Source organism: Pseudomonas sp. PONIH3 (genome assembly GCF_002934345.1).
Taxonomy (GTDB): Bacteria; Pseudomonadota; Gammaproteobacteria; order Pseudomonadales; family Pseudomonadaceae; genus Aquipseudomonas; species Aquipseudomonas soli.
The window spans coordinates 1029232-1042737 of sequence record NZ_CP026386.1 but is presented as its reverse complement, the minus strand read 5'-3'; the positions used below and the strand labels follow the sequence as shown (position 1 = coordinate 1042737).

Below are 13506 nucleotides of genomic sequence, written 5' to 3'. Positions count from 1 at the left end.
CTAGAATCGCTTTTTCTCGAACATGGCGTTCTGATTTGGAGAAGCCTTGATGCACTTCGACCTGGCCGACCTGCGGCTGCTCGCCGCTATTGCCGCCACCGGCAGCCTGAGCAAGGCGGCGGCGACCTTCCCGGTGGCGGTATCGGCCGCCAGCACCCGCCTGCGCCTGTTCGAGGCGCGCAGCGGGTTGACCCTGTTCCTGCGCAAGGCCGACGGCATGCAACTGACCCCGGCCGGGCGCCTGGTGCTGGAGTCGGCGCGGGGCGTGCTGGGCGAGGCGCAGAAACTGCAGGACACGCTGCGCGAACTCGCCGGCCAGCGGCGCATCACCCTGCACCTGGCGGCGTCCACCGTGACCAATAGCACGCTGTTGCCGGCCGTGCTGGGGCCGTTCCTGGCCGACTACCCGGAGGTCGACCTGCAACTGGTCGAGCACAAGAGCATCGATGTACTGCGGGTGGTGCTGGCCGGGGAGTGCGAGATCGGCGTGTACGACGGCAACCTGGTCAACGAGGGCGTGGTGTCGCTGCCGTTTCGTACCGAGCGCCTGGTGCTGCTGGTGCCGCTCGATCACCCGTTGGCCGGGCGCGGCCAGCTGCGCCTGGCGGACGCACTGGGTTTTCCCTTCGTCTGCCTGCCCGCCGAGCGCGCCATGCAGCGCTTCGTCGAGGAACTGGCGATGAACCTGGCCATGCCGCTGAAGGTGCGGGTGCGGGCACCGAGCTTCGAAGCCATCGCCCAGCTGGTGGCCCAGCACGCGGGTATCGCCATGCTGCCGGAAACGGCGGCCGTGCGCGCCGAACAGGAACTGGCGGTGCGCCGGGTGGCGCTGGAGGAGCGTTGGGCGACCCTGGAGTTGCGTATCTGTTTTCGCAGTTGGGAAGCGCTCAGCTCGCATGGGCGACAGCTGGTGAGCTTCCTCTCCGGGCAATGACAGGTGACTGTCGTCTGGTAGGCGAATGAATGGGCTGCCCGTCCGAATGCCATCATTTGGATATCATTTATGCCTGTGCATTGACCCTTGAACGCATACAATCACCGTTCTGAACGGTAACCCAGATACAGGCCACTTCCACCCATGGCGTTCGACGCTTCCACCATGCTGACCCTCACCATCGCCCTGGCCGCGGCCGCCGCGCTTTATCTGGCCGTGGAGTGGCGCAGCGTGCGCGAGTCTTCGCTGCTGTGCTGGAGCGCCAGCTTCGCTACCATCAGTGTCGGTTCCTCGCTCGCCTTGCTGCGTGGCAGCGGCTACCTGTTCACCGGCATCTGGTTCGCCAACGGCATGCTGGTGGCCGCCCACTGGCTGTTCCTGCTGGGGGTGTCACGCTTTACCGAAACCCGTCTGTCACGGCTCTGCTACCTCGCCCCGCTGGCCTGGCTGAGCCTGTTGCTGCTGCCGCAGTGGCCCACCTGGTCGAAGACCTTCCTGGTGGCCAACTCGCTGCTGGTCGCCGCGTTCACCCTGTACGCCAGCGCGTTGCTGCGCCCGCACGGCAAGTCGTTCAGCGTCGGCGCGGTGCAGTTGCGCTGCATCCTGCTGCTGCACGGGCTGTTCTACCTGGCCAAGACGCTGCCGGCGCTGCTGCCGGGAACGCTGATCGACCTGAGCGCGTTTCGCGGGCAGATCATCCAGGTATCGCTGGTGGAGGGGGCCATGGCGATCATGCTGATCGCCCTGTCGATGACTGGCACCGTGCGCTACCGCCGCGAGGAGCGCATCGAGCGCCTGGCCGCGCGCGATCCGCTGACCGCGCTGTACAACCGCCGCGCCCTGGAAGTACGCGCGGCGAGCCTGTTCAACGAGGTTTCCCCGGCAAACCCCGGGGCTTTGCTGCTGATCGATATCGACCACTTCAAACTGGTCAACGACCTGCATGGGCATGCCGCTGGCGACCGTCTGCTGGTGGCCTTGAGCGAGATGATCCGGACCATGCTGCCGGAGCGGGCGATCGCCGCACGGCTGGGCGGCGACGAGTTCGTCATTCTCCTGGCCGGGGCGTCGCGCGAAGGTATACAGCGCCTGGCCGAGGCCCTGCGCCAGCAGTTCCAGGCCACCGCCGAACAGTCGTTCCGCACCCCCGAGGCGGTGACCCTGAGCATCGGCGCCAACCTGTTCGACCGCCCACCGGCCAGCCTGGCGGCGTTGATCGAGCAAGGCGACGTGCTGCTGTACGCCTCCAAGCGCAGCGGGCGCAACAGCCTGCAACTGGTCGACGGGCTGCGCGGCTGAACTACTTGTTGTTGATGCACTGCGACTGCACCGCGTAGCGCACGGTGCGCAAGGTGCCCTGGCTGTCTTCGAAGGTCATCAGCCGCGGCACCACCTCGCAGGTGCGCGGGTCGCCCGATTGGCGCACGAGGCGGGCAACGTCGAGCTTCATGCCGTAGCGGTAGTCGACGATCTCCGGCATGGGCTTCGCCCGTTTGGCCGCATAGGCCGCCACGGCCTGCTGGTGGTCCGCCAGCAGCTGTTCGCTGTCCAGCCTGGAAAAGCCGCTGGCCTGGGTCGAGAGGGAAAGCGCCAGCAGGGCGGCGGTCAGGGTCGGTCGTAGCATGGTCGTGCCTCCGAAAGGTTCGTTTCGCAGACCACGCTAGCGATGCCCGGCCAACAGGGGCATGACGGCCGGGTTACAGATATGAAAGCTGGGCGTGTACGCAGCTCCCCCGGGCTGCGCATGACACGATTGTAATGCCCCCATCACCTTCCCGTTATCCGCCAGCGGCGAGCATCAGGCTCGGCCAATGGGGCTGGGTGCGTGCGCATCTGGCCAGACCAGGGATGCTCCAGCGCCAGGGCCTGACAACAAGAACAGCCGCAATCGAAGGAGCAGTGGATGAAGAGCAATCCGACACTTTCCCTGGCCGCCCTGGTGGCGCTGGCCGGCTTCGGCCCGGCGGCCTGGGCCGCAGAAGAGCAGAAGGAAGGTTTCATCGAGGGCAGCCGCCTGAGCGTGCTCAACCGCAATTACTATTTCAATCGCGACCATCGCGATGGCCCGGCCCCCACCTACAACAGCGGCAAGGACAGCGGCAACGGCTACTCCGAGGCCTGGGCCCATGCCGTGATCACCCGCTTCGAGTCCGGTTTCACCCAAGGCACGGTGGGCGTCGGGGTGGACGCCTTCGCCATGCTTGGGCTCAAGCTCGACACTGGTGGCGGGCGCAACGGTGGGCGCAGCTCGTTCGACGTGCTGCCGGTGGACCGCGATGGCGAGGCCCGCGACGAATACAGCAAGCTCGGCGGCGCGGCCAAGGTGCGCCTGTTCGACACCGTGCTGCGGGTGGGCGATGTGTTCCCGGTCAACCCGGTGGTGGCGGCCGGCGACTCGCGGCTGTTGCCGGAAAGCTTTCGCGGCGTGACCCTGGAGAACACCAGTGTGCAAGGCCTGACGTTGCAGGGCGGGCGCCTGCACGCCATGAGCCAGCCGGTGTCCAGCAACTTGCGCGACAACTTCGTGACATTCTACGGCGGCCCGGTGGATTCGCCGTGGATCGCCTACGGCGGTGGCGACTACGCGATCAACGAAAACGTCAGCGTCAGCCTGTTCGGCAGTCGCTTGAAGGATGTGTGGAACCAGTACTACGCCGGCACCAGCGTGACCTGGCCGTTGTCCGACGAGCTGGCGCTGATCGGCGGGTTCAATTTCTACAACGCCAGGGACGAAGGACGTCAGCGCCTGGGCCAGTTCGACAACGACATCTGGAGCGCCAGGCTCGGCGTGCGCTACGGCGCCCATACCCTGGCCCTGACCCACCAGCGCAACAACGGCGACGACGACTTCGACTACCTGCGCCAGTCCGATTCGATCTTCCTCGACAACTCCATCCAGTACAGCGACTTCAACTCGCCGAAAGAGCGCTCATGGATGCTGCGCTATGACTTGAACATGGCCGCCTACGGTGTACCGGGGCTGTCGTTCATGACCCGCTATGGCCGTGGCAGCGATGCCGACTACAGCCATGCCAACGCCTACTACATGCGCCGGGATGGCAACGGCGACCCGCTCACCGACCAGAAGCGCTGGGAACGCGACATCGAGGTCAAGTACGTGGTACAGACCGGCGCGGCCAAGGACCTGGCACTGCGCGTGCGCCAGGCCACCACCCGGGCGACGGCCTTCGAGTCGGACCTGGACGAGGTGCGGGTGATCGTCGAGTACCCGTTGTCGATTCTCTGAACCACCCGGATTCACCTTGAGAAGCCCCGTGCTCCTTTGGTTGCTGGTGAATGTCTTGACGCCTCTGACGAGGCGTCTTTTTTTCGGCACCGCCGATGTCAGTGGCCGAACACTTTCAGGCTGCCCTTGCGGCTCGCTTCATAGGCTTCCCGCGCCATGGGTTGTGCCTGCGGGTTGCCCAGGTCTTCCATTGCCAGCCGGTGGGTTTCCGGTGCCAGGTAGGCGGCCAGCGCGCACACGCAGGTGATGAGAAACGCCAGCCCGCCGACCACCAGCGGGATATTGTCCGAACCCGGCGGCGCGACTGCGGCGAACAACGCCGGCAGCATGGCGGTGATCATGGTGCCGAGGTTCTGCGCGATGGCCATGGCCGAGACCCGGTAGCGGGTGTGGAACAGCTCCGGATAGAAGCTCGGGAACACCGCGTTGTAGCCCTGGTAGACCATGCCCCACATGACGATCGAGGCGGCGAAGGCCAGCGGCACGTTCTGGATGCTGATCGCATACAGATAGACGAACGCCAGCAGGCCCGAGCCCAGGCAACCGGCGATCATGGTCGGGCGCCGGCCGATCCTGTCGCTAAGGTTGCCGACGAAGGGGATCACCAGCACCGCGACGATGTTGCCCACCACCGGGATCCACAGGTACACGCTCTTGTCGAAGCCGATGCCGTAGGCCGGCTGCACCGCGTAGGCCGCGCCGAAGATGGTGGCGACCACCGGGATCACGTTCATCAGCGCCATGAACATAACCAGCACCATGTGCTTCCAGCTGTGGCGGAAGGCCTCGCTGATCGGCGACTTGGCCACCTTGTCCTGTTTCTCTTCCCTAACGAAGGCCGGGGTCTCGTGGACCTCCTTGCGAATGATGAAGCCAGCTACCAGCACCAGCGCGCTCATCAGGAACGGAATGCGCCAGCCCCAGTCGTTGAAGGCCTCGCTGGGCATGAAGTAGGCCAGCGGCAGGAACACCGCGGCGGCCATCACCTGGCCGGCCTGCACCCCTTGCAGGGTGTAGCTGGCGTAGTAGCCACGGCGGCCGAACGGCGCGTGCTCCATGATCATCGAGCTGGCGCCGGAGATCTCGCCGGCCACGGCGAAGCCCTGGACCAGGCGCAGCAGTACCAGCAGCGCCGGGGCCAGCAGGCCGACATCGTGGTAGGTCGGCAGCAGGCCCACGGCCATGGTCGATAGGCCCATCAGGAACATGCACAGCAGCAGCACGTTCTTGCGCCCGCGGGTGTCGCCCCAGTGGCCAAGCACGAAGGCGCCGACCGGGCGCGCCAGGTAACCCACGCCGTAGGTGGCCAGCGAGGCGATGATGGCCATCTTCGGGTCGGCGGACGGGAAGAAGATCTGCGGGAAGATCAGCGCCGCGGCCTGGGCGTAGATGAAGAAGTCGTAATACTCGAGGGCAGAGCCGATCCATCCGCTGGCGGTGGCTTTCTTGGCTTGGGAGCTTGAGCGGGCCATGTTGTCTCCGTTGTTCTTGTCAGGGGCCGGATTGGTCAGCGCTTGAGGCGCGGGCAGGGGCTGTATGGAGAAGACGAACGAGGCGGCGCGGATCGCAGGGCGAGCAAGGTGTGCATAGTTCGGTACCCGTTTTCTTGAACTTATTATGTGGTGACGTTGGGTAGTGCAGCGCAGGTTCCGCCGAACGACCGGCGTTGCGGCGAGAAGGGCTGGCGGGCCTGCGACTGGTGTTCATGGTTGTTCACGGGGGTGGGTGAAGCAATTCGCTGGAACGGGTTTTGTTCGGTAATCGAACAAAAACTAACTGTTCCGTACAAAGTTCGTTGCCGGGGCGACTTTACCTGCGAATAATCGATCGTGCAGGCCTCACTCAATAACAAGGAACACCCGCCATGCACCGTTCGATCGCCACCGTTTCCTTAAGCGGCACCCTGCCGGAAAAACTCGAGGCCATCGCCGCCGCCGGTTTCGACGGCGTCGAGATCTTCGAGAACGACCTGCTGTACTACGCCGGCAGCCCCCGCGAGGTGCGCCAGTTGTGCGCCGACCTGGGGCTGGCCATCACCCTGTTCCAGCCGTTCCGCGATTTCGAGGGCTGCCGCCGTGACCGCCTGCGCAAGAATCTCGACCGCGCCGAGCGCAAGTTCGACCTGATGCAGGAACTGGGCACCGACCTGGTGCTGGTGTGCAGCAATGTCCAGCCCGACGCCCTGGGCGACGAACAGCTGCTGGTGGACGACCTGCGCCTGCTCGCCGAGCATGCCGGCGCGCGGGGCCTGCGCATCGGCTACGAGGCCCTGGCCTGGGGTCGCCATATCAATACCTGGCAACAGGTGTGGAACCTGGTGCGCCAGGCCGACCACCCGGCGCTGGGGGTGATCCTCGACAGCTTCCATACGCTGTCGCTCAACGGCGACCCCAGCGGCATCCGCGATATCCCCGGCGAGAAGATCTTCTTCGTGCAGATGGCTGATGCGCCGATCCTGGCCATGGACGTGCTGGAATGGAGCCGGCACTTCCGCTGCTTCCCCGGGCAGGGGGAAATGGACCTGGCGGGCTTCCTCGCGCCGGTCCTGGCCAGCGGCTATCGCGGCCCGCTGTCGCTGGAGATCTTCAATGACGGTTTCCGCGCAGCGCCACCCCGGCAGAACGCCGCCGATGGCCTGCGCTCGCTGCTGTACCTGGAGGAAAAGACCCGCCGCCAGCTCGAGCGCGAGGCGCGGGCGGTCGAACCGGGCGTGCTGTTCGCGCCGCCGGCCGCCAGCCGCTACGACGGCGTGGAGTTCCTCGAGTTCGCCGTCGACGAGGCGGTCGGCGCACGCCTGGGCGCATGGCTCAAGCGCCTGGGCTTCGCCGAAGCGGGCGAGCACCGCAGCAAAGCCGTGCGTCTGCTGCGCCAGGGCGATATCAACATCGTCCTCAATGGCGAACCTTATTCGTTCGCCCACAACTTCTTCGAAGCCCATGGCCCGTCGTTGTGCGCCACGGCGTTGCGGGTCAACGCTTGCCAGGACGCCCTGCAGCGCGCCATGGCCTACCGTGGCCAGCCGTTCCGCGGCCTGGTCGGCCCCAACGAGCGCGAGATCCCGGCGGTGCGCGCGCCGGACGGCAGCCTGTTGTACCTGGTGCAGCCCGACGGCAACGGCCAGGCCCTCTACGACACCGATTTCCGCCTGGACCCGACAGCCCGCGCCAGCGGTGGCCTCAAACGTATCGACCACATGGCCCTGGCGTTGCCGGCCGAGGCCCTGGACAGTTGGGTGCTGTTCTACAAGAGCCTGTTCGACTTCACCGCCGACGACGAGGTGGTGTTGCCTGACCCCTATGGCCTGGTCAAGAGCCGTGCCCTGCGCAGCCACTGCGGCACCCTACGGTTGCCACTGAACATCTCGGAGAACCGCAACACCGCCATCGCCCATGCCCTGGACAGCTATCGCGGCTCCGGCGTGCACCACGTCGCCTTCGACTGCGACGACATCTTCCGCGAGGTGGCCAGGGCCAAGGAGGCCGGCGTGCCGTTGCTGGAGATCCCGCTGAACTACTACGACGACCTGGCGGCGCGCTTCGATTTCGACGACGAGTTCCTCAGCGAGCTGGCGTACTACAACGTGCTGTACGACCGTGATGTCCAGGGCGGCGAGCTGTTCCATGTGTACACCGAGCCGTTCGAAGGGCGCTTCTTCTTCGAGATCCTGCAGCGCAAGGGCGGCTATGCCGGCTATGGCGCGGCCAACGTGGCGGTGCGTCTGGCAGCGATGGCCAAGGCGCGCAGCGGGGCAGGGCGCAAGGTTGTGTTGTGAGCCAGGCCCTTGGCCGGCGACGGGGCTCTAGGCCAAACCTGACCAGCCGACCAACACTGCGCTTCCCAGCATCGCCCGGCTCACGGATAATTGCCCGGATTACTACAACGAGCCTGTGAGTCGGTATGAGTGATTCGGTCGTCAAGCCTGAAGTCGAAGGCCTGCGCAAGACGCGCAAGAACAATCCGGAAAAGACCCGCGAGAACATTCTCCAGGCCGCCATCACCGAGTTCGTCCAGCAAGGCCTGGCGGGTGCCCGGGTCGATGCCATCGCCGAGCGCACCGCCACCTCCAAGCGCATGATCTACTACTACTTCGGCAGCAAGGAGCAGTTGTACGTCGAGTGCCTGGTCAAGCTCTACGGCGACATCCGCAAGACCGAGCACAGCCTGGACCTCGACTCGCTGGCGCCCGAGCAGGCGATCCAGCGCCTGGTGGAGTTCACCTTCGACCACCATGCCAACAACGTCGATTTCGTGCGCATCGTCTGCACCGAGAACATCCACTACGGCGAGTACGTCAAGCAGTCGCCGGTGATCCGCGAGATGAGCAGCATGGTGCTCGACGCGCTGGGCAAGATCCTCGCCCGTGGCGTTGCCCAGGGCGTGTTCCGCCCCGGCATCGAAGTGATCGACCTGCATATGCTGATGAGCTCGTTCTGCTTCTACCGGGTGTCCAACCGCCATACCTTTGGCGACATCTTCCAGATCGACCTGTCCGACGAGCAGATCAAGCAACGCCACAAGCAGGTGATCTGCGAGGCGGTGATGCGTTACATCAAGGCCTGAATGCAGGCGCGGGGCATGCCCGCTCGCTCTTCCATGGGAGCGGGCATGCTCCGCGATGAGCTCCCTGGCGACTAGAACCTGGCGAAATGCGCCTGCATTCGCGCGGCATCCGCCGGGCGTCCACTGAACAGCTCGAACGCCTTGACCGCCTGGAACACCGCCATGGTGCCGCCATCGAGGGTGCGGCAGCCCAGGGCCCGGGCCTGGCGCAACAACTCGGTCTCCAGCGGGAAATAGATGATCTCCGCCACCCATAGCCGTGCGTGCAGCAACGCCGGCGGCAAGGGAGTGCCCGGCAGCTTGGCCATGCCCACCGGCGTGGTGTTGACCAGACCATCGGCGCTGGCCAGGGTCTCGCCCAGATCGCTACCGAGCATGGCACGGCCAGCGCCGAAGCGCTGCGTGAGATTGTCCACCAGTGCCTGGGCGCGGGCCGGGTCCACCTCGAACACGTGCAATTGTTCGACGCCTTCGGCCAACAGCGCATGAGCCACCGCCGCGCCTGCGCCTCCCGCGCCCAACTGCACCACGCGGCGTCTGGCCACGCCGGGCAGGCCCCGGCGCAGACCTTCGGCGAAGCCCAGGCAGTCGGTGTTGTGGCCGACCCGCCTGCCATCGCGCAGCACCACGGTGTTCACCGCGCCGATACCACGGGCCTCGTCCGACAGTTCGTCGAGCAACGGCAGGATCGCCTGCTTGAACGGGTAGGTGATGTTGAGCCCGCTGAATCCGGTGCGCTGGGCCGCGTCGAGCAACGCCGGCAGGGCGCTGTCGTCCAGGCCCAGTTGGTCGGCGTCGATCAGCCGGTACAGGTAGCGCAGCGCCTGGGCATCGCCTTCGTGTTCGTGCAGCGCCGGTGTGCGCGAAGCCTGGATGCCACGGCCGATGAGGCCGGCAAGGATACCTTGGGCGCTCATGCCGCGTGCTCGCGCAGCTGTTCGCTGAAATAGCCCAGGGCCATGCGGTAGCCCTGGCTGCCAAGGCCGCAGATCACCCCCACGGCGATGCTGGAAACGAACGACAGGTGGCGGAACGGCTCGCGCTTGTGCACGTTGGACAGGTGAACCTCGATCACCGGCAGCTCGCAGGCCACCAGGGCATCGCGGATGGCCACCGAGGTGTGGGTCCAGGCGGCGGGGTTGATCACGATGCCGTGGCAGCGGCCACGGGCGGCGTGAACCCAGTCGAGCAGCTCGCCTTCGTGGTTGGTCTGGCGGAACTCCAGTTCCAGGCCCAGCTCGCGAGCGCTGCCGGCGCACAGGCTGGCCAGGTCGGCGAGGGTTTCATGGCCGTACTGGGCGGGTTCGCGGGTGCCCAGCAGGTTGAGGTTGGGGCCGTTGAGCACGAGGATTCGGGGTGTCATGGCGGGTATCGCTTTGTTGTTTTTGAGTAGATCGATATTTGTACTATCTGGTTAGTTTCGTCAAATCCCGGAGCGTTGAAAACGGGCGATTATCGAACTCGCGCTGCTGGCCTTGTCGCGGGGCAAGGGGCCAGAAAACACAGCGACCATGCCCGAGCAAAACACTCGGCTAAGCTTGTCCTCCAGGCGCACGGAATGACCAATACGGGAGAGCACATGAACATCCAGAAAACGCCCAGATGGGCCTTGGCGGCCCTCACCCTGGCCCTGGGGCTGCATGCCCAGGCCGCCGACAGCAAGCGCGTCGATGTGCTGCTGGTGGGCGGCGGCATCATGAGTTCCACCCTGGCGGTGTGGCTCAACGAGCTGGAGCCGGGTTGGTCGATGCAGATGGTCGAGCGCCTGGACAAGGTGGCGGAGGAGAGCTCCAACGGCTGGAACAACGCCGGCACTGGCCACTCGGCGCTGGCCGAGCTCAACTACACGCCGGAGAAGGACGGCAAGATCGACATCAGCAAGGCGGTGGAGATCAATGAGTCGTTCCAGGTCACCCGTCAGTTCCTCGCCTGGCAGGTCAAGCAGGGGGTGCTGAAGAACCCGCGTTCGTTCATCAATACCACCCCGCACATGAGTTTCGTCTGGGGCGACGACAACATCCGCTTCCTCAAGAAGCGCTACGAGGCGTTGCAGGCCAGCCCGCTGTTCAAGCCGATGCAGTATTCCGAGGACCACGCGCAGATCGCCAAGTGGGTGCCGCTGATGATGCAAGGGCGCGACCCCAACCAGAAGCTCGCCGTCACCTGGACGCCGATCGGCACCGATGTCAATTTCGGCGAGATCACCCGCCAGTACGTGGGCTACCTGCAGACCCGGCCGAACTTCGACCTCAAGCTGTCCAGCGAGGTGCAGGACATCAGTCGCAACGACGACGGCAGCTGGCACGTCGAGTACAAGAACCTCAAGGACGGTGGCACCGCGACCACCGACGCCAAGTTCCTGTTCATCGGTGCCGGCGGCGCCGCGTTGCACCTGCTGCAGAAGTCGGGCATCGACGAGGCCAAGGACTACGCCGGCTTCCCGGTGGGCGGCTCGTTCCTGGTCACCGACAACCCAGCCATCGCCCAGCGCCACATGGCCAAGGCCTACGGCATCGCCGCCACCGGCGCGCCGCCCATGTCGGTGCCGCACCTGGACACCCGGGTGCTCGACGGCAAGCGCATGATCCTGTTCGGGCCGTTCGCCACCTTCTCCACCAAGTTCCTCAAGGAAGGTTCGCTGCTTGACCTGTTCGCCAGCATGTCGCTGCACAACACCTGGCCGATGGTGCGGGTGGGGGTGCGCGAGTTCGACTTGGTGCAATACCTGATCGGCCAGTTGATGCAGTCCGATGATGACCGCTTCGCCGCCTTGCAGACCTACTTCCCCGAAGCGAAGAAGGAAGACTGGCGCCTGTGGCAGGCCGGGCAGCGGGTGCAGATCATCAAGAAAGACGACAACCTGGGCGGGGTGCTGAAGCTGGGCACCGAGGTGGTCACCGCCAAGGACGGCAGCATCGCCGGGTTGCTCGGCGCCTCGCCGGGCGCCTCGACCGCGCCGCCGATCATGCTCGATCTGCTGAACAAGGTGTTCAAGGACAAGGTGGCCACGCCTGAGTGGCAGGCGAAGATCAAGCAGATCATTCCGTCCTACGGCATCCGCCTGAACGAGCATCCGGACAAGGTCCAGGAAGAGTGGAGCTATACCAGCGAACTCCTGCAACTGGCATCGCCCAGCGCGGTGGCCGCGCCCTGAAGACCCGGTCATGACCAACCGGCCACTGTGAAGTGGCCGGCACTGCCACACTGTTTTTTCTCCCCTTGGCCAAACTCCCGAGTGCCTGATCCGCCATCCTCCGGACCGTCCCCTCCCGTACCGCCTGTGCCGGCTCATGGCCAGCCCGCCACAAGCCCGAAAAGCGCCCTCAGACACCCGAGTCTTTCCCCGCCGAACTCCCGATGTTTTTTCCTTTGCCTGTCACCACAAGCTGCGAATGTTGGCCCCGTGGACAGGCCTCAGCCCCTCTGGATCAGGGTATACGGCCTGTGGCCACGGCAATGCGCGACCCACTCAACGTATGAACACGACGATAGGAGATTGCTTCATGTTTAAGCGTACTGTGATCGCCGCCTCCCTGGTGGCTGCTACCCTGGCTTCGGCCCAATCCATGGCTGCTGTTGTCGGTGGCGGCGCCACCCTGCCGGAAAACCTCTACAACGGCACCTCGAGCCTGCCGCGCCTGCTGCCGGCCGACTTCAGCTACACCGGTGTCGGCAGCGGTGGCGGCAAGACGGCGTTCCTGACCAACGCAGCGGCCTCGATCAACCAGCCAGCCGGCACCAACGTCGACTTCGCCGGCAGCGACTCGGTGCTGAGCGCTTCGGAACTGTCGACCTACAACAGCAGCAAGGCCGCCACCTGGGGCAAGCTGGTGCAGATCCCATCGGTGGGCACCTCCGTTGCCATCCCCTACAAGAAGTCGGGCGTGACCAACCTGCAACTGACCGGCGCTCAACTGTGCGGCGTGTTCTCCGGCACCACCACCACCTGGGGCCAACTGCTGGGCACCGCCGATACCACGCCGATCAAGGTCATCTACCGTTCCGGCAGCAGCGGCACCACCGAGCTGCTGTCGCGCTTCCTGGCTGACTCCTGCCCATCGTCCTTCGTGGTCAGCAGCACCTTCACCACCGCCAACGTGGGCAGCGAACCGGCCACCTGGCAAGCCGTCGCCGGCAGCGCCGACGTGGTCAACGCGGTCAACGCCACCGATGGCACCATCGGCTACGTCAGCCCTGACTATGTCGCCACCAGCAACAACGCCGTGGTCGCCCGCGTCAGCAAGAACGCCATGGCCGCCGGCACCGCGCCGCTGCCAACCGCCGCCAACGCCCGCACCGCCCTGGGTACCGCTGTCGCCCCGAGCACCGCCGCCGACCGCGCCGACCCAAGCAAGTGGGTGCCGATCTTCAACGCCGGTGGCGTGGTACCGACTTCGGGCTACCCGATCGTCGGCTACACCAACCTGCTGGTCGGCCAGTGCTACCAGACCGCCGCCGATGCCACCGCCATCCGCAGCTTCCTGACCGATCTGTATACCGGTGCCAAGGCCGCCACCATCGCCCAGCACTCCTTCGTCAGCCTGCCGGCCGCCTACGCCGCCGAGATCAAGAAGGTGTTCCTGGACAACGGCTACAACGAAGGCACCAACATCGCCAACGCTTCGGTCTGCAACGGTATCGGCCGTCTGTAAGCGTCACGCGAAGCGCCAGGCCCGCAACGGGCTGACAACCGACGGTGGCCGGCACGGCACCGTCGGTTTTCGCGTGTGCGCGTACCCCAGGCAGATGAACTTTGCATGACAAA

The 13506-nt window shown here is 65.5% G+C and carries 11 protein-coding genes; 7 read left to right on the top strand and 4 right to left on the bottom strand.

What is annotated here, in order from left to right:
- Positions 1 to 49 precede the first annotated feature (49 nt).
- Together C3F42_RS04565 and C3F42_RS04560 are read left to right on the top strand one after the other, a co-directional pair.
- Positions 50 to 934 carry a LysR substrate-binding domain-containing protein gene (locus C3F42_RS04565; RefSeq protein ID WP_038705881.1) on the top strand — a complete coding sequence of 295 codons (885 nt, stop codon included), beginning with the start codon at positions 50 to 52 and terminating at the stop codon, positions 932 to 934.
- Positions 935 to 1078: 144 nt separating this feature from the next.
- Entirely contained in the window at positions 1079 to 2233 is a 1155-nt protein-coding gene (locus C3F42_RS04560) for a GGDEF domain-containing protein (protein WP_094011071.1), read from the top strand.
- A gap of 1 nt (position 2234) precedes the next feature.
- Here C3F42_RS04560 and C3F42_RS04555 read toward each other — a convergent pair whose 3' ends face one another.
- Positions 2235 to 2558, bottom strand: a complete 324-nt coding sequence (locus C3F42_RS04555) for a DUF2790 domain-containing protein (protein WP_046856021.1) — start codon at positions 2556 to 2558, stop codon at positions 2235 to 2237.
- Between the two features lie 279 nt (positions 2559 to 2837).
- Between C3F42_RS04555 and C3F42_RS04550 the strand changes: the two genes are divergently transcribed.
- A complete protein-coding gene (locus C3F42_RS04550; RefSeq protein WP_104444052.1) occupies positions 2838 to 4181 on the top strand; it encodes an OprD family porin in 1344 nt (447 codons plus the stop codon).
- 98 nt (positions 4182 to 4279) lie between these two features.
- Here the strand turns inward: C3F42_RS04550 and C3F42_RS04545 are convergent, their stop codons facing one another.
- Positions 4280 to 5653: an MFS transporter gene (locus tag C3F42_RS04545; RefSeq protein WP_104444051.1), complete on the bottom strand. Its 1374-nt coding sequence runs from the start codon at positions 5651 to 5653 to the stop codon at positions 4280 to 4282.
- 392 nt (positions 5654 to 6045) lie between these two features.
- Here C3F42_RS04545 and quiC point away from each other — a divergent pair, with 392 nt between their 5' ends.
- A complete protein-coding gene (gene quiC, locus C3F42_RS04540) occupies positions 6046 to 7953 on the top strand; it encodes a 3-dehydroshikimate dehydratase QuiC (protein WP_104444050.1) in 1908 nt (635 codons plus the stop codon).
- 125 nt (positions 7954 to 8078) lie between these two features.
- Entirely contained in the window at positions 8079 to 8741 is a 663-nt protein-coding gene (locus C3F42_RS04535; protein WP_038705885.1) for a TetR/AcrR family transcriptional regulator, read from the top strand.
- Between the two features lie 71 nt (positions 8742 to 8812).
- Here the strand turns inward: C3F42_RS04535 and C3F42_RS04530 are convergent, their stop codons facing one another.
- Together C3F42_RS04530 and aroQ are read right to left on the bottom strand one after the other, a co-directional pair.
- Entirely contained in the window at positions 8813 to 9658 is an 846-nt protein-coding gene (locus C3F42_RS04530; protein WP_104444049.1) for a shikimate dehydrogenase, read from the bottom strand.
- Complete coding sequence (gene aroQ / locus C3F42_RS04525) at positions 9655 to 10104, bottom strand: type II 3-dehydroquinate dehydratase (protein WP_104444048.1); 450 nt, start codon at positions 10102 to 10104, stop codon at positions 9655 to 9657. Before aroQ ends, C3F42_RS04530 begins: the two co-directional genes overlap by 4 nt.
- Positions 10105 to 10320: 216 nt before the next feature.
- On the opposite strand from aroQ, the gene mqo reads away from it, so the two are divergent.
- Complete coding sequence (gene mqo, locus C3F42_RS04520) at positions 10321 to 11895, top strand: malate dehydrogenase (quinone) (RefSeq protein ID WP_104444047.1); 1575 nt, start codon at positions 10321 to 10323, stop codon at positions 11893 to 11895.
- Between the two features lie 349 nt (positions 11896 to 12244).
- A complete protein-coding gene (locus C3F42_RS04515) occupies positions 12245 to 13393 on the top strand; it encodes a substrate-binding domain-containing protein (RefSeq protein WP_023632777.1) in 1149 nt (382 codons plus the stop codon).
- The last annotated feature ends 113 nt before the right edge of the window (positions 13394 to 13506 follow it).